Consider the following 15,990-nt stretch of genomic DNA (forward strand, 5'->3'; position numbering starts at 1 on the left):
CCTTTCGGTGGTCAGGCGACGCTCTGGCCGAGGTAGGCCTCCCGCACCTGCGGGTTGGCGATCAGATCGGATGCCGTGCCTTCCAGACGCACCGTGCCGCCGGCCAGCACGTAGCCGCGGTGCGCGATCGAGAGCGCGAGTTCCGCTGCCTGCTCGACCATGAAGACGGCGACCCCGCGCTCACGGTTGATGCGCTGGATGGTGTCGAGCACCTGATCGACGATGATCGGCGCGAGCCCCATGGTGGGCTCGTCCATGCAGATCAGGCGCGGCCGAGACATCAGGGCGCGCGCAAAGGCGAGCATCTGCTGCTCGCCGCCTGACATCGTGCCGGCCTCTTGCCGGCGCCGTTCTGCCAGACGCGGGAACAGGTCGTACTGCGCGTCGAGGTCTTCGCGCAGCGCGCGGGCGCCGCCCCGGCGCGTGTGGGCGCCGACGAGCAGGTTCTCTTCGATCGTCATCTCCGGGAAGACCCGCCGGGCCTCCGGAACACTCGCGATTCCCGCCCGAACCACATCGGCAGTCGTGTCGCCCAGGACGCTGCGGCCAGCGAATCTGATCTCGCCGCTGCGAGGTTTCACGAGGCGCAGGATCGCCTTCATGGTGGTCGACTTGCCCGACGCGTTGCCGCCCAGCAGCGACACGATCTCGCCCTCGTGGATGCGGTAGCTCACGTCCTGAAGGGCGTGGAACTCGCCGTAGTAGGCGTTGATGCCCTGCACGTCCAGAAGCGGCTGCGCGGCATCCGTATCGCTGACCTCGATGCTCATCGTGCGCCTCCCTGCCCGCCATCGGTCGGATCGCTCGCCGCCGGCGACTCGATCACGTCTTCGATGTGGTGCGTGCGTGCCACGACCCTCGCTCGGCGCGAACCGAGGTAGGCCTCGATGACCGCGGGGTCGTTCTGCACCTCGTGCGGCGTCCCCTCGGCGATGATGCGGCCGCCATCCATCACGATGACGCGGTCGGAGATCGTCATGACCAGCTCGAGCTTGTGCTCGACGACGACCATCGTCTGCCCCTGGGCCTTGAGGTCGAGCAGCTGGTGCATGACCTCCTTGGTCTCAGAGACGTTCATGCCGGCGGTGGGTTCGTCGAGCAGCAGCAGGCGCGGGTCGGATGCCAGGGCGCGAGCGATCTCGGTGCGCCGACGGTTTGCGTATGAGAGGGTCGCGGCGGGGTCGTTGCGGCGCGCCGTGAGCCGTGTCGCGAATCGCTCGAGGTGGGTGGTGACGCGCGCCTGCAGTTCGAGCGCTTCGCGGCGTTGGGCGGGCGTGCCGATGATGGCGAGCACGGTTTCGACAATGAGCGCGATCCAGCGCAGCACGGGAATAGTGCGGATGCGCGCAAGCGGCGCCGACGCGCGCACGAGGGGCGTCTGACCGACGAGCACGTTCTCTTCGACCGTGGCGTTGCCGAAGACGCGGCCGTTCTGGAACGTGCGGCGGATGCCGGCGCGGGCGATCACGTCGGGCGTGCGTCCCGTGATCGCAGTCTCGCCGATGGCGATGCTGCCGCGGTCGGGGCGCAGTTCACCCGAGAGCAGATTGATCGTGGTGGTCTTTCCCGAGCCGTTCGGACCGATGATGCTGACGACTTCGCCGGGCGCGATGGCGAACGAGACGCCGTCGACGGCGGTCAGCGCCCCGAATGACTTGGTGAGGTCGCGCACCTGCAGAAGGGGCTGGTTCGGAGTGCTCATGAGCGGGTCCCCTCTCCCCCGCGGGCATCCGTTTCCGGGGCCGCGCCGGGGCCGGCGAGCGTGCCGACGAGTCCGGCGGATGCCGACTGCTCGGCGACCACGGCGGTTCCCGCATCCTTCCGCCGGAACAGCCGAGCAAAGGGCAGTGGGAGGGTCCAGATGCCCTGCGGGCGGAACCAGATCAGCAACAGCAGCACGACACCGTAGATGAGCAGTCGCGTTTCGCTGGCGACGCGGAACAGTTCGAGCCCGCCGACCAGAACGATCGAGCCGAGCACGGCGCCGAAGGGTCGCAGCATCGAGCCGAGCACGGCGATGATGACGATCTGGAACGACAGGTTCGGGTTGAAGATCTTCGGCTCGACGAATCCGTATTGCGCGGCCCAGAAGGCGCCCGCGACGCCGGCGATGAACCCGCCGACGGCGAAGGCGAGGGACTTGTATTGCGGGGTCGCGATTCCCGCCGAGCGGGCCGCCACGTCGTCGTCGCGGATCGCGCGCCACGTGAGGCCCAGGTGCGAGCGACCGAGGCGGTGCACGAGCAGGATGAGCACGAGCAGGATGCCGAGCCCCAGCGCGTAGAACTGGGTGGTCGACGAGATCTGGATGCCGAAGATGTCGGGCAGGGGGATCTGCGCGATTCCGCTGCCGCCGCCGGTGATCGGCGTGGCGACCAGGAGCACGGCCGAGATCGCCGCTCCCGTAGCGAGCGTCGCGATCGCGGGATAGTGCCCCGAGAGCTTCCACGACGGCGCGTTCAGCAGCGCGATCAGCACGGCGGCGACGAGGCCCGCGAGGGGGGCCGCGACCAGGAACGGGAGTCCGGCATCCTTCGTCAGCATCGCCGCCGCGTACGCGCCGAGGGCGACCGGCCCCGCCTGACCGAGCGAGAGCTGCCCGGCAGCACCGCCGATCACCGTCATCGAGAGGGCGATCATGGCGAAGGCGAGGATCTGCACGCCGATCTGCACGGCGTAACCGTCGAAGACCCCCGGGATCGTGGGGATGAGCGCGAGAGCGATGAGCACCGCGATCTGCCAGCGCCGCATGACGACCGGGCGAGCCTGGGCGAAGAAGGTTCCGGTGAGTGGTTCGCGGCGCACGGTCTTCTTGCCGAGGATGCCTTCCGGGCGAATCCAGAGCACGAGAAGCAGCGCGCCGAACGTGATGAGCTGGCGGGCCGAGTCGCCCCACAGGCCCACGCCGAAGGCCTCGGCGACACCGAGCACGAGTCCGCCGATGACGGCACCGAGGAGGGATCCGAGGCCGCCGATCGCGGCGGCGGCGATACCGGCCAGGCCGATCTGGAAGCCCTGCGTCGGGGCGATCGTCGTGAAGTACGCGGCGACAAGCACGCCGGCCAGCCCGCCGAGGGAAGCCGAGACCATGAACGCGATCGACTGCACGCGCGCGACCGGCACGCCCATCTGCGCCGCCGCCTCGCGGTCTTGCGAGGTGGCCCGGATCGCGCGTCCGATCTTCGAGTAGCGCAGGACGCCAGCGAGCACGAGCATCAGGGTCACGCTCGTGACCAGGATGACGACGTCGATGAGCCGCAGCGTGATGCCGCCGATCTGCCACGTGATGTCGGGAAGACCCGAGTCGAACCGGCGCACCTCGGGCCCGAAGACGATCTGGGTGAGGTTGTCGAGGATGATCATCACCGCGATCGTCGCGAGCACTGCCGCGATCGGCGCCTTACCCGCGAACGGACGAACGGCGACGAGGTTGATGAGCCACCCAAGCGCCGCGGTAACGATGATCGCTGCCAGTGCACCGAGCCACAGCGGCATCCCGAGACTCGAGGTGACCAGCCACCCGACCATGGCGCCCACTGCGAACAGCGACCCGTGCGCGAAGTTCACGACGTTCGCAACGCCGATCACGAGCGAAAGGCCCAGCGCCACGAGGGCGTAGGCGTTTCCGTTGATGAGGCCGGCGATGAGCAGGTCGAACACGAGGCTCCAGGGGTCGGGACGGGGCGGTGCGAGTCGGGGGCGGATGCTGAAACGCGAGAGCCCGGATGACCGAGACCCTACGGTCCCGGTCATCCGGTGCGTGCTCAGCCGACCTGGTCGGTGAGGACGAACTGTCCGTCTTCGACGACCAGCCACTGGAAGCGCGGGCTGTCGATACGACGCTCGTCGTTGTAGGTGGCGGTGCCGTAGATGATCGAGGGGATGTCGGTTCCGTCGCGCAGAGCGTTGCGGATGCCCTCACGGTCGAGGGTCTCCGCGTTCTCGGCGGCCCAGGCCAGCTGCTTGAGTCCGTCGTACGCATAGGCGGCGAACAGGTTGGGCGCGTGCCCGAACTCGTCGGTGTAGGCGGTCACGAAGCTCTCGACCGCCGGGTCGTCGGACTCGGGGTAGAAGGTCGTGTCGACGTACACGCCCTCGGCGGCATCCTGTGCCAGGTCGAGGAACTCGGCCGAGTAGTTCGAGCCGACGGCGAGGAACGGAACATCCAGGCCCGTCTGCTCGGCCTGCTGCACGAGCAGGGCCGTGGTGCCGTAGTACGTGTAGAAAATGACGACGTCGGGCTTGGCGTCGCGAGCCTGCACGAGCTGCGGACGGAAGTCGGTCGAGGCCTCTTCCACCGGCGAGCTGTAGACGATCGTGTCGCCGTTCGCTGCGGCCTGATCCTGCAGCACACTGAACGCCGTGTTGCCCCAGTCGGTGTTGAGGTAGAAGACGGCGATGTTCGAGCCGATCTCGTGCGCGGCATCTTCGATCACTCGCGCCTCGACAGCCTGCGTCACCGACGGGCTGAAGATGTAGTCGCCGGTCGCGGTGAACTCAGGGTGCGAGTTGGTGATGCCCAGCTGCAGCAGACCCGCACGCTGGTAGATCGGGCTCGCGACCATCGAGGTCGCCGACGAGAAGTCACCCAGCACCGCGAGGACCGAGTCGTCGCTCACGAAGCGCTGCGCGATCGTCGTCGCCTGGCTTGCCTCGCCCTGGCTGTCTTGGAAGTCGATCTGCACCTCGCGGCCGTTGATGCCGCCGGCGCTGTTGATCTCGTCGAGCGCGATAGCGAAGCCCTCCTGCCAGTTCTCGCCGTACTCGGCCTGGTTACCGGTCAGGGGGCCAGAGACGCCGAAGACGATGGGTTCGGTGCTGTCGGCATCCGTGCTGCCGCCGCTGCTCGAGGCGCAGCCTGCCGCGACGAGTGCGGTCGCGGTGAGGGCGGCGGCTGCCGCAAGGGTGCGCGTGCGCAGATTCATGCTGACTCCTGGTGGGAAGGGGTGCTGTGGCGCCGTGGAATACGGCCGGACACTGCCGCTTTCGTCGAAGCGACCTGGCTATCTTGTGCACGCAGCGCCGGAATCACGCATTCGGGCCGTCATGAAGCGAAGCATTTCGTCACAAACCCCCTGCTCCGGTGTCACAGATTGCGGTGTTTGCGCACCCCAAACGACAGTTTGTGACACCCGAGTTCGCGTTTCAGGCCTGAATTGCCTAGACAAGAAGGTATGTCTGCTGGCCCCGCGATCGCGCTCGTCGGCGGGGGCCCCCGCGGCGTCTCGCTGCTCGAACGCCTTGTGTCGGCGCTGGCCGAGCTGCCGGAGCACGACGCCACGCGGGTCGACGTGTACCTGATCGACGATGTCGAGGTGGGTGCTGGGCGCGTGTGGCGCACCGACCAGACCCGCGAACTGTGCATGAACACCCTCGCGGATGCCGTGACGCTGTTCACCGACGAGTCGGTGCAGATGGCCGGCACGGTGCGGCCGGGCCCGACGCTGTATGAGTGGGCGATCCTCGCCGCCCACGCCGAGGCGCCGGATGACCGGACTGCCGAGATCGTGGCGGCCATCCCCGAACCGCGCCGGGCCGGTTTCGCCGAGGCGCCGGTGCGCGAAGGATTCGTCGCCGACTACCGCGACGAGCTCGCCGCCCTGCGCCCGGAGTCGCACCCGAGCCGGTCGCTGTACGGCGAATACATCGCCTGGGCGCTCGCACGAGTGATGCGGGTGGCGCCGGGCGGCGTCACCGTGCACCCGCGCATCGGACGCGTGACGGCGATCGTCGAACGCGGTGGGCGTCAGGTGCTGCAGCTCACGGATGCCGAGGGCGACGCATCCGAGATCACCGTCGACTCCGTCGTTCTGGCGACCGGATGGCTCGCGAACCAGCCCACCGCGGAGGAGAGCGCACTCGCGGCATCCGTCTCAGCACGACCGGATCTCGTGTGGGTGGCGCCCGGGAACCCCGTCGACCAAGACCTTTCGCGTGTTCCCCCGGGCGAGGATGTCATCATCCGGGGTCTCGGGATGGGGTTCTTCGACACCGTCACGCTGCTCACGCTTAGTCGCGGCGGGCGTTTCGTCACGGATGCCGCCTCCCCCGGCGGTCTGCGGTACGAGGCATCCGGGGCCGAGCCGATCTTGTGGGCTACCTCGCCGCGGGGCGTGCCGTACCGCGCGAAGACGCTCTACGGAAGCCTTCCCCCGCGCTCCCCACAGCGAAACCTGCGCGCCCTACTCGACGCCGGAGTGTCTCGGCCGATAGACGTCGAGGGCCTGCTGTGGCCGGCGATCCGCAAGGACGCGTTCGAGGCGTATTACGAGACGCTGCACCGCGTTCGACCCGAGGCGCTGACCGGCTCGTTGGATGACCTGCGGGAGGCGATCGCTTCGGATGCCGGTGATGCAGACTCGCTGGCCACGGCTGTCGCGCCGTACGTCGCTAACTCCTCGGATCTGTTCGATCTCACCGCCGCGCTCGACCCGTCGAACCGATCCTTCGCCGATCGTGAGGAGTTCAATGCGTGGGTTGCTGACTTCCTCGCGGATGACCTGCGCGAAGCCGAGCGGGGCGCTGACTCACCGCTGAAGGCTGCGCTGTGGTCGATCGGGTCGGCCCGGCAGCCCGTGAGCCTCGCTGGCGCGTTCGGCGGCTTCGATGCGGCGACCCGGCGCGGGGCCTTCGGGCGCCTGCTCTCGATCGGCGGGATGTTCGGCTCCGGCCCGCCAGCCTTCCGCAACCGGCAGCTGCTCGCGCTGCACGCCGCGGGCATCGTGCGCTTCCTCGGCCCGCGGCCCGCGTTGAGCATCACCGACGCCGGGTTCCGCGTGGTGTCTGGGCAGATTCCGGATGCCGAGACCACGGCCCGCACCCTGATCGACGCGTGGATGCACATGCACGATGCCGGTTCCAGCGCCGATCCGCTGGTGCGATCGCTGACGGATGCCGGACGTCTGCGCGTCTTCCAGGTCGCGGACCGCGACGGCGAGCTCGGCGCGACCGGCGGCATCGACATCGATCCCGACACGGGCCTGCTCGTTCGCGCCGACGGTAGCCTCGATCCCGCCGTGCACGTCGCAGGCATCCCGGTTGACGAGGTCGTGCACGACACGATCATCAGCCCGATGCCGGGCACGAATCCGACCATGCTGCGTGAGACCGATCGCGTCGCCCGCAGCGCTGTGCGGATCGCGCTGCGCGCGGCATCCGTTTCGCCCACCGTTTCGCTCGCAAGGAGTTCTGCATGACCGCATCCGATCTTCGCCCCCAAGCCCTCGTGACCGGTGCCACCGGAGGCATGGGCGGAGCGATCGTGCGGGAGCTCTCGCGCACCCACGACGTGATCGCGGTCGGGCGCAGCGCCGATGCGCTGAGCGAACTGGCAGCGCAGACGGGCGCGACGCCGTGGGTTCTCGACATCACGGATGCCGAGGCCCTCGCCGCCCGCACCGCCGAGCTCACGCGCCTTGACGTTCTGGTGCACGGCGCCGCGATCGCCGCGGTCCACACCACCGAGACTGCGGCTCCAGCAGACTGGGAGCGGCAGTTCGGCATCAACGTGTTCGCCCCGGCCGAGCTCACGCGTCAGGTGCTGCCGTTGCTGCGCGAGAGCCAGGGAACCGTCGTGTTCATCGGGTCGGGGGCGGGGACTCGGCCGGTTCCGGGGCACGCCATCTACACGGCATCCAAGCACGCGCTTCGCGGCTTTGCCGACGTGCTGCGCATCGACGAGCAGCGCCACCGCGTGCGCGTCGTAACCCTGGCGCCGGGCCAGACCGACACCGGGATGCTGCGCACGCAGTCGGCTGAGATGGGAACGCCCTACGAGCCCGAGCGCTACATCAAGCCCTCGTCGGTTGCCGCTACAGTGCGGTTCCTCGTGGATGCCTCTCCCGACGTGCACCTCACCGACATCGCCGTGCGGCCACGGGTCGAGATCGCGCGCCTCTGACGCCAGCGCTTTCCAACGTCGCTAACTCCTCAATTCCGGCGCGAAGTTCGGTGATGCCGCGGGCAGTATCCGTCTCCTGCCACCGAGATTGCTGAGTTAGCGACATCGGGCAGCGGGCAGCCAGGCGGGATGCCGTCACGAATCGAGAAGACGGATGTCGCGGCATCCGGCTAACGTGTGCTCATGTCTGCACCGACGCCGCACGCCGCCGACGCCCACGACCTGATCCGCGTGCAGGGTGCGCGCGAGAACAATCTCAAGAACGTCGACGTCGAGCTGCCCAAGCGCAGGCTTACCGTCTTCACCGGAGTGAGCGGGTCGGGCAAGAGCTCGCTCGTGTTCGGCACGATCGCCGCGGAGTCCTCGAGGATGATCAACGAGACGTATTCGACGTTCATCCAGGCGTTCATGAACACGCCGCCGCGCCCCGACGTCGACGTGCTCGAGGGGCTGACGCCAGCGATCATCGTCGACCAGGAACGGATGGGCGCGAACGTCCGGTCCACGGTCGGAACGGCGACGGATGCCAACGCCCTGCTGCGGATCCTGTTCAGTCGGGTCGGCCAGCCGCACGTCGGCGGCCCGCAGGCATTCTCATTCAACGTCGCCTCGGTCAGCGGCAAGGGCGCGGTGACGATGCAGACGGCGGAGGGCAAGAAGGTCGAGCGGCGCAGCTTCACCGTGACCGGTGGCATGTGTCCGCGGTGCGAGGGCATGGGACAGATCAACGACGTCGATCTCGCGCAACTGTTCGACGAGACCAAGTCGCTATCCGGTGGCGCCATGACCGCGCCCGGGTATTCGGCCGACGGCTGGTACGTGAAGATCTTCGGCGCGGTCGTGCCGCTGGATGTCCCCATCCGAGATTTCACCGAGCAGCAGCGGCACGACTTCCTCTATGGCGAGACACGCAAGGTCAAGCTCGAGAACACGAACATGACCTACGAGGGGCTCGTACCGAAGATCCAGAAGTCATTCCTCTCGAAGGATGTCGAGGCGATGCAGCCCCACATCCGGGCGTTCGTCGAGCGCGCCGTCGCGTTCCAGCCGTGCCCCGAGTGCGGTGGCACGCGCCTGAACGAAGGAGCACGGTCGTCGAAGATCGCCGGCACGAGCATTGCGGATGCCTGTGCCATGCAGATCTCGGACCTCGCCGCGTGGGTGGAGGGGCTCGACGAACCGAGCGCCGCTCCCCTGCTCCGCAGCCTCGGCGCCCTGTTCGATTCCTTCGTCGACATCGGGCTCGGCTACCTCTCACTCGACCGCGCTTCGGGAACCCTTTCGGGCGGCGAAGCGCAGCGTACGAAGATGATCCGGCACCTGGGTTCGGCGCTGACAGATGTCACGTATGTCTTCGACGAACCGACGGTCGGGCTGCATCCGCACGACATCCAGCGCATGAACCGGCTCCTCGAGCAGCTTCGCGACAAGGGCAACACCGTGCTCGTCGTCGAACACAAGCCCGAGACGATCGCGATCGCCGACCACGTCGTCGACCTGGGGCCGGGTGCCGGCTCGGGCGGCGGCGAGATCATGTTCGAGGGCACTGTCGAGGGTTTGCGCGCCTCGGGCACCCTGACCGGCCGCCACCTGGATGACCGGGCGCAGCTCAAACCCGCCGTGCGCGAGCGGACGGGCGCGATCGAGGTTCGCGGCGCAAGCTCGCACAACCTGCAGAACGTGGATGTCGACATCCCGCTCGGGGTGCTTGTCGCCGTGACGGGCGTTGCAGGGTCGGGCAAGAGTTCGCTGATCCACGGGTCGGTCGCCGGGCGCGAGGGCGTCGTCGCGATCGATCAGAGCGCGATCAAGGGTTCGCGCCGGTCGAGCCCCGGCACGTACGCGGGGATGCTGGATCCGATCCGTAAGGCCTTCGCAAAAGCAAACGGCGTCAAGCCGGCCCTCTTCAGCGCGAACTCCGAGGGCGCCTGCCCGGTGTGTGGTGGGTCGGGCGTTATCGTCACCCAGCTCGGGCCCATGGAGCAGGTCGAGTCGCCGTGCGATGTCTGTGACGGCAAGGGCTTCGCCGAGACCGTTCTGGAGTTTCGACTGGCCGGCAAGAACATCGTCGAGGTGCTCGACATGGCGGCATCCGAGGCTCTCGAGTTCTTCGGTTCGGGTGAGGCTAAGGTACCGGCGGCTGCGGCGGTCCTCGGGCGAATGGTGGATGTCGGACTCGGCTACATCCGGATCGGCCAGCCCCTGCCGACACTCTCAGGCGGTGAGCGGCAACGGCTGAAGCTTGCCGTGCAGATGGGCGAGAAGGGCAGTGTCTACGTGCTGGACGAGCCCACGACGGGCCTGCACCTCGCGGATGTCGAGAACCTGCTCGCCCTGCTGGATCGCCTGGTCGACTCAGGTGTGTCAGTCATCGTGATCGAGCACCATCAGGCAGTGATGGCTCACGCCGACTGGATCATTGACCTCGGCCCCGGTGCCGGCCACGACGGCGGCAAGGTCGTTTTCGAGGGCACGCCCGCCGACCTCGTGAAGGCCCGGTCGACGCTGACGGGCCAGCACCTCGCCGAGTACGTCGGCGCCTGACCCCCGCGCGAGCGCTGCGCGCCGCATCCGTGCCGCGTCGCTAACTCCTCACATCCGGGCAGGAATCGGAACGATCCGCCGACGGATGCCGGCACTCACGCCGAGATTGAGGAGTTACCGCCGACGCCACCGAAGCGCTGCACAGTCCGTTGAGCGAGCGAAGCGAGACGAAACGCGGCCAGAATCAGGCCTTGTCGGCGTCGGCCTTCTCGTATGAGGCGACGAGCTCGAGCTCCTTGGACTTCTTGGGCAAGAAGATCCAGACGACCGCGGCGCCGATGGCGATTGCGACAGCTCCGACGGCGTAGGCCGCGATCGCGCCGGTCTCGAGCGACTGCTGCGCAGCCTGGATGATCTGGTCCTTGTACTGCGGGTACTGGTCGGCAACGTGCAGCGCCGACGCGTACGAGGCCTGCAGCGCCGCGGTGACCTGGTCGCTGATGCTCGAAGCCTCGGATGACTCGGCGATGAGCTTGCCGAACGCGTGAGCGAAGCCCGCCGCGAGGATGGCACCGAGCACACCCTGCATGATGGATCCGCCGAGGTCCCGCTGCAGGTCGGCGGTCGCCGAAGCCATGCCCACCCGGCGCACCGGCGTCGATTCGGTGATGGCGCGGGATGCTGGGGTCATCGCGAATCCGGCCCCGATACCGATCACCATGTAGCCGAGCGAGACGTACCAGAAGGGCGTCGTCTCGTTCCAGAACAGCGCCATGATGAAGCCAACGAGCACGAAGATGTAGCCGAGCATCATGGTGAACCGCGAGCCACGGGTGAGCACGAGCTTGGCCGATTGCGGGGCAACCAGCAGCAGACCGATACCGGCGGGAACGATCGAGAGGGATGCCTCGAGTGTCGAGTATCCGAGGATGTTCTGCTGGAACTGCTGACCCACGAACATCGCGCCCATCAGCGACCCGAACACGATCAAGCCGCCCGTTGCGGGAGCCCAGAACATCCGGCGCCGGGCGACCTTCAGGTCGTAGAGCGGGCTCTTGGCGGTCAGCTGGCGCCAGGCGAAGAGGGCGATCAACACCACCGCAGAGATCAGCAGGATGACGCCGAATGTGCGCGTGGTCGGCACGAACACTGTCGACAGTCCGAGCACGATCGACCCGATCATGAACACCGAGATCACACCACCGAGGTGGTCGACCTTGTCTTTGTTCTCGGCGACGTGCGAGGGTACATAGAGCAACACGAGGATGAAGCCGATGAGCGCGAACGGCACCGCGAGCAAGAACGCCGATCCCCACCAGAACCACAGCAGCAGGATGCCGGCAAGCACCGATCCGATGACGGTTGAGGTGGCACTGACCGCCGACCACAGCGCGATTGCGAGGGTGCGCTGCTTGCCGGGGCCCCACAGCGCCGTGATGAGCGAGAGGGTCACCGGGTAGGCCATGCCCGCGGCGATACCGGTGAAGATGCGCGCAACGACGAGCATCTCGATGGATGCCGCGAAAGCAGCGAAGAAGCTGATGATGACCGTCAGCCCGAGGCCGATCACCAGCAGCTGCTTACGCCCATAGCGGTCGGCGACGGCGCCGAGATAGAGCACCGACATCGCGAGGCCGAGCGAGCAGCCCACAGCGACGAGGTTCAGCGCGGTCTGCCCGGCCCCGAACGCATCACCGATATCGGGGAGCGCGATGTTCGCCGCCGCAAGGTTGATGTTGCACACCAGCGCGCCGAGGATCAGCGCCGCCAGCACGAGCTTCGGGCGGGCTGGTGCGGCGGGGGCGGCGGGCACGGATGCTGCAGCGTCGGTCACGCCATAACACTAGCGATGCGCGGTCAACGGCACCGGCATCCGCTCGCGTCACGCCGCTGCGGCGGCAAACCTCACGCGCGTGAGCTCTTCCGAAGCGTCCCACAGGCGGGCGGCATCCGTCTCGCTGCGCAGCGGCTTCCAGAGCTTCTGCAGCCCCGGTCGGCCACCAACCTGCCCGAGACCCTGAGGCCCGAAGAACTCGCCGCCAACGCCGGTCGTCGCAGCCATGAGCGCCGGCAGCGCTGCGGACTCCGGCGTTCCGGCGAGGCCTAGCCGCGACATCCGTCGAACCATCCGGATGTCGCGGGTGTCTTCCGACCTGCCAATCTCGGGGCGGGCGGCGAGCAGACTCGTCGGGGCGACGCCCGGGTGCGAGATCGAGCTCGTGATCCCCCAGCCGGATGCCACGCTGCGACGCTGCAGTTCGAGTCCGAACAGTCCGCAGCCGAGCTTCGACTGTCCGTACGCGCGCATCTCGTCGTACTCGCGCTGCCAGTTGAGGTCACCCCAGTTGATGCTGGCGCGCTGCGCGGCAACACTCGTCTGCGTCACGACACGGGCGTGACCCGCCCGCAACAGCGGCAGGAGGTGCGCGGTCAGCGCCACGTGCGCAAGGTGGTTGGTGCCGAACTGCATCTCGAAGCCATCGGCGGTCGTCTGCCGGGCAGGCGGGCGCATGATGCCGGCGTTGTTGATGAGCAGGTGGATGGGCGACGCCTCGGCGACGAGGGTCTCGCCCAGGGCCGCCACCGACGCGAGCGACGAGAGGTCGAGGTCACGCAGCGCCACCTGGGCGCCGGGATGGGCGGCACGAATCGTCGCGATCGCCGCCTCGCCCTTGGTGCGGTTGCGCACGGGAAGCACGACCTCGGCGCCGGCTCCCGCGAGGGACCGGGCGATCACGAAGCCGATCCCGTCGCTGCCGCCGGTGACGACGGCACGGCGTCCGGTGAGGTCGGGCAGGGGCAGATCGTAGGTGCGAGGCATGTCGATTCTTCTTTCGTCCGGAGGGATGGCTTCAGCATCCGTCGCTGGGCGAGCCGTATCCACGGCCTGACGATCCGAGGCTGCGCGAGCCGATTCGGGAGAGGATGCCTACATGATCGATCGACCCGGACTCGCGCACTTTCTGCGCACCCGTCGCGAAGCGCTGCAGCCCGAGGATGTCGGGCTCTTCCGGGGTGCTCGCCGGCGCACGAGCGGCTTGCGGCGCGAAGAGGTCGCGGCCCTGTGCCACATGTCGGCCGACTACTACTCCCGACTCGAGCGCGAGAAGGGTCCGCAGCCGTCGGAGCAGATGGTCGCCGCGATCGCGCAAGGTCTGCACCTGTCCATCGACGAGCGCGATCACCTCTTCCGCCTCGCCGGGCATCGCCCACCCGAGCGCGGGGCGGCGTCCGAGCACGTCAGCCCCGGGATGCTCCGCATCCTCGACCGCCTCACCGACACCCCCGCCGAGGTCGTCACCGAACTCGGCGAGACGCTCCGGCAGACTCCCCAGGGCATCGCGCTCGTCGGAGACCTCACCCGCTTCACCGGCCCCGCGCGCAGCATCGGATACCGCTGGTTCACCGATCCGGATGCGCGCAGCATCCATCTGCCCGAGAACCACGAGTTCTACTCCCGCATGTATGCCGCGGGCCTGCGGACGATCGCCGCGCAGCGCGGGCCGACCTCGCGCGCTGCGCGATACGTCGAGCTGCTGCTGGCCGAAAGCGCGGAGTTCCGCGAGTACTGGGATCGGCATGAGATCGGCATCCGTCCCCGGGAGCTCAAGCGGTATGTCCATCCCGAGGTCGGGCTGCTGGAGCTGACCTGCCAAGTGCTGACGGATGCCGAAACCTCGCACAGTCTGCTCGTCTACACGGCCGTCCCCGGGAGTGAGAGCGCCGAAAAGCTTCAGTTGCTGGGCGTTCTCGCCCGCGCGGGCACCCGGTAGCCCGTCGGGGCCGTGGCTAACTCCTCAAACCCGGCGCCCGACGCAGCATCCGCCGCGACCTACCGCCCGCAGCCCTCGGATCTGAGGAGTTAGCCACACAGCGCCGGCGTTACTCCTCCGCGGCGTGCGGGTCTGAGGCGTTGAGCGTGGCCACGACCTGCGGGTAGTCGCCGCGCGCCTCGCCGTGCCGCAGGAACCTCACCCGCTCGACGAGAATCTCGGATGCCTCGGGCTGGGTCTCGATCAGGGTCATGACCTCGTCGACGAAGTCATCGAGCGGCAGGGCTATCGGGCTCTCCTCCTGCCCGGGCATGAGCGCCGTCCGTACGGCCGGCGGCACGAGCTCCACGACCGACACCGAGGTGCCCTCCAGCTGCAGCCGCAGCGACTCGCTCAGCATATGGATCGCCGCCTTCGAGGCGTTGTAGCTCGGCGTCACCCGCAGCGGCGCGTGCGCCAGGCCCGACGAGACGGTCATGATCGTGGCATCCGGCCGGGTCTGCAGGTTTTCGATGAACGCGCCAATCAGCCGAATGGGCCCGAGCACGTTCGTCGTGATGATCGACTCGGCGCTTGCGACGAAGCCGTCGGCCCGCGTCCAGTCTTCGGCGCGCATGATGCCGGCCATCGTGATCAGCACGTTCAGCTCGGGGTGGTTCTCGAGCACGGTGGCGGCGGCGGAACGGATGCTGTCGGCATCCGCTGTGTCGATCTGCACCGTGTCGATGCCGGGATGCGTGTCGCGGATCTCGTCGAGCAGCGCCGTGCGCCGCCCGCCGACGATGACCGTGTTGCCGCGCTCGTGCAGACGCAGGGCGAGGGCGAGTCCGATGCCGCTCGTGGCACCCGGGATGAAGATGGTGTTTCCGGTGATGTTCATGCCTCCACCCTGCGCCGGGGTGCGAGGCCGCGGCAGAGAGCGGATGTCCAGGGATTCGCGATCCCTGGAACGGATGCCGACAGCCGCGCATACTGGCGGGATGGACCGTGACGCGCTCGCCGAGTTTCTCGTGCATCACCGGTCCGCGTTGCAGCCGCAGGACGTGGGGCTCTCGGCAGGAGCCCGCCGCCGCACCCAGGGCCTGCGGCGTGAGGAGGTCGCGCAGCTGGCGGCGATGTCGACTGACTACTACACGCGTCTCGAGCAACGCCGCGGACCGCAGCCGAGCACACAGATGCTCAGCTCGCTCGCGCGGGCACTGCGCCTGAGCGCCGAGGAGCGCGATTACCTGTTCCGCGTCGCCGGGCATAGCGCTCCGGACCGCGCCGCGAGCGACTTCGTGTCGCCGGGCTTGCTGCGGATGATGGACCGCCTCACCGACGTGCCGGCGTTCATCATCACGGCGATCGATGAGACGCTCGTACAGAATACGCCCGGGCGCGCGCTGTTCGGCGACGCATCAATGTTCACCGGACTCGAACGAAGCGGTATCTACCGCTGGTTCGCCCACCCCGACACCGCCCGCACGGTCTACCCCGAGAGCGATCACGCCCGCCAGTCGCTCGCGCTGGTCTCGTCGCTGCGGGCGGCGTATGGGGCGATGGGTCCGCGTTCGCGAGCTGGCGAGATCGCCCGGGCGTTGGAGGCCCAGAGCGCGGAGTTCGCCGAGCTGTGGCCAAGCCAGCGGGTCGGGCGCCGGTTCGAAGACCACAAGGTCGTCATCCATCCCGAGATCGGGCCGATCGAGGTCGACTGCCAGGCCCTGTTCACCGAGGATGCCTCGCAGACCCTCGTCGTGCTGACGGCTCCCCCGGGCACGGATGCCGACAGCCGCCTGCGCCTGCTCGCGGTGCTCGGCACGCAGCAGTTCAGTGACGTCGACCGGTGAGCCG

At 68.2% G+C, this 15,990-nt stretch carries 12 protein-coding genes; 5 read left to right on the plus strand and 7 right to left on the minus strand.

The window, feature by feature from the left end; translation table 11 throughout:
• Window positions 1-11: 11 nt before the first annotated feature.
• Genes ACQVDU_RS04700 through ACQVDU_RS04715 form a run of 4 tightly spaced genes read right to left on the minus strand, consistent with a single transcriptional unit; the run spans window position 12 to window position 4,925 of the window.
• The gene (locus ACQVDU_RS04700) at window positions 12-770 is read right to left on the minus strand and encodes an ABC transporter ATP-binding protein (RefSeq protein ID WP_443476339.1); all 759 of its coding nucleotides are present in this window, start codon (window positions 768-770) and stop codon (window positions 12-14) included.
• Window positions 767-1,702, minus strand: a complete 936-nt coding sequence (locus ACQVDU_RS04705) for an ABC transporter ATP-binding protein (protein WP_443476340.1) — start codon at window positions 1,700-1,702, stop codon at window positions 767-769. The genes ACQVDU_RS04700 and ACQVDU_RS04705 overlap by 4 nt, the downstream gene beginning before the upstream one ends.
• The gene (locus ACQVDU_RS04710) at window positions 1,699-3,753 is read right to left on the minus strand and encodes an ABC transporter permease (RefSeq protein ID WP_443476341.1); all 2,055 of its coding nucleotides are present in this window, start codon (window positions 3,751-3,753) and stop codon (window positions 1,699-1,701) included. Before ACQVDU_RS04710 ends, ACQVDU_RS04705 begins: the two co-directional genes overlap by 4 nt.
• Window positions 3,754-3,764: 11 nt before the next feature.
• Window positions 3,765-4,925, minus strand: coding sequence for an ABC transporter substrate-binding protein (locus tag ACQVDU_RS04715; RefSeq protein WP_443476342.1), 1,161 nt, complete (start codon window positions 4,923-4,925; stop codon window positions 3,765-3,767).
• A gap of 249 nt (window positions 4,926-5,174) precedes the next feature.
• On the opposite strand from ACQVDU_RS04715, the gene ACQVDU_RS04720 reads away from it, so the two are divergent.
• The 3 genes from ACQVDU_RS04720 to ACQVDU_RS04730 all read left to right on the plus strand — a co-directional run bounded on the left by ACQVDU_RS04720 (window position 5,175) and on the right by ACQVDU_RS04730 (window position 10,444).
• Window positions 5,175-7,196, plus strand: a complete 2,022-nt coding sequence (locus ACQVDU_RS04720) for an FAD/NAD(P)-binding protein (protein WP_443476343.1) — start codon at window positions 5,175-5,177, stop codon at window positions 7,194-7,196.
• Window positions 7,193-7,900, plus strand: a complete 708-nt coding sequence (locus ACQVDU_RS04725; RefSeq protein WP_443476344.1) for an SDR family oxidoreductase — start codon at window positions 7,193-7,195, stop codon at window positions 7,898-7,900. The genes ACQVDU_RS04720 and ACQVDU_RS04725 overlap by 4 nt, the downstream gene beginning before the upstream one ends.
• Window positions 7,901-8,083: 183 nt before the next feature.
• Complete coding sequence (locus ACQVDU_RS04730; RefSeq protein WP_443476345.1) at window positions 8,084-10,444, plus strand: ATP-binding cassette domain-containing protein; 2,361 nt, start codon at window positions 8,084-8,086, stop codon at window positions 10,442-10,444.
• 184 nt (window positions 10,445-10,628) lie between these two features.
• Here the strand turns inward: ACQVDU_RS04730 and ACQVDU_RS04735 are convergent, their stop codons facing one another.
• Together ACQVDU_RS04735 and ACQVDU_RS04740 are read right to left on the minus strand one after the other, a co-directional pair.
• The gene (locus ACQVDU_RS04735) at window positions 10,629-12,218 is read right to left on the minus strand and encodes an MFS transporter (RefSeq protein ID WP_443476346.1); all 1,590 of its coding nucleotides are present in this window, start codon (window positions 12,216-12,218) and stop codon (window positions 10,629-10,631) included.
• A 48-nt stretch (window positions 12,219-12,266) separates the two neighbouring features.
• Window positions 12,267-13,205, minus strand: coding sequence for an SDR family oxidoreductase (locus tag ACQVDU_RS04740; protein ID WP_443476347.1), 939 nt, complete (start codon window positions 13,203-13,205; stop codon window positions 12,267-12,269).
• A 112-nt stretch (window positions 13,206-13,317) separates the two neighbouring features.
• On the opposite strand from ACQVDU_RS04740, the gene ACQVDU_RS04745 reads away from it, so the two are divergent.
• The gene (locus ACQVDU_RS04745; RefSeq protein WP_443476348.1) at window positions 13,318-14,157 is read left to right on the plus strand and encodes a helix-turn-helix transcriptional regulator; all 840 of its coding nucleotides are present in this window, start codon (window positions 13,318-13,320) and stop codon (window positions 14,155-14,157) included.
• Window positions 14,158-14,266: 109 nt separating this feature from the next.
• Here ACQVDU_RS04745 and ACQVDU_RS04750 read toward each other — a convergent pair whose 3' ends face one another.
• A complete protein-coding gene (locus ACQVDU_RS04750) occupies window positions 14,267-15,037 on the minus strand; it encodes an SDR family oxidoreductase (RefSeq protein WP_443476349.1) in 771 nt (256 codons plus the stop codon).
• 100 nt (window positions 15,038-15,137) lie between these two features.
• On the opposite strand from ACQVDU_RS04750, the gene ACQVDU_RS04755 reads away from it, so the two are divergent.
• The gene (locus ACQVDU_RS04755) at window positions 15,138-15,986 is read left to right on the plus strand and encodes a helix-turn-helix transcriptional regulator (protein ID WP_443476350.1); all 849 of its coding nucleotides are present in this window, start codon (window positions 15,138-15,140) and stop codon (window positions 15,984-15,986) included.
• Window positions 15,987-15,990: the final 4 nt, after the last annotated feature.

Source organism: Microbacterium sp. F2 (genome assembly GCF_052274505.1).
Lineage (GTDB): Bacteria > Actinomycetota > Actinomycetes > Actinomycetales > Microbacteriaceae > Microbacterium.

Coding starts and splice junctions, on each gene's coding strand:
- ACQVDU_RS04720 (WP_443476343.1), top strand. CDS start 5,175: ATGTCTGCTGGCCCCGCGATCGCGCTCGTCGGCGGGGGCCCCCGCGGC.
- ACQVDU_RS04725 (WP_443476344.1), top strand. CDS start 7,193: ATGACCGCATCCGATCTTCGCCCCCAAGCCCTCGTGACCGGTGCCACC.
- ACQVDU_RS04730 (WP_443476345.1), top strand. CDS start 8,084: ATGTCTGCACCGACGCCGCACGCCGCCGACGCCCACGACCTGATCCGC.
- ACQVDU_RS04715 (WP_443476342.1), bottom strand. CDS start 4,925: ATGAATCTGCGCACGCGCACCCTTGCGGCAGCCGCCGCCCTCACCGCG.
- ACQVDU_RS04750 (WP_443476349.1), bottom strand. CDS start 15,037: ATGAACATCACCGGAAACACCATCTTCATCCCGGGTGCCACGAGCGGC.
- ACQVDU_RS04700 (WP_443476339.1), bottom strand. CDS start 770: ATGAGCATCGAGGTCAGCGATACGGATGCCGCGCAGCCGCTTCTGGAC.
- ACQVDU_RS04755 (WP_443476350.1), top strand. CDS start 15,138: ATGGACCGTGACGCGCTCGCCGAGTTTCTCGTGCATCACCGGTCCGCG.
- ACQVDU_RS04745 (WP_443476348.1), top strand. CDS start 13,318: ATGATCGATCGACCCGGACTCGCGCACTTTCTGCGCACCCGTCGCGAA.
- ACQVDU_RS04705 (WP_443476340.1), bottom strand. CDS start 1,702: ATGAGCACTCCGAACCAGCCCCTTCTGCAGGTGCGCGACCTCACCAAG.
- ACQVDU_RS04740 (WP_443476347.1), bottom strand. CDS start 13,205: ATGCCTCGCACCTACGATCTGCCCCTGCCCGACCTCACCGGACGCCGT.
- ACQVDU_RS04710 (WP_443476341.1), bottom strand. CDS start 3,753: ATGACCGGGACCGTAGGGTCTCGGTCATCCGGGCTCTCGCGTTTCAGC.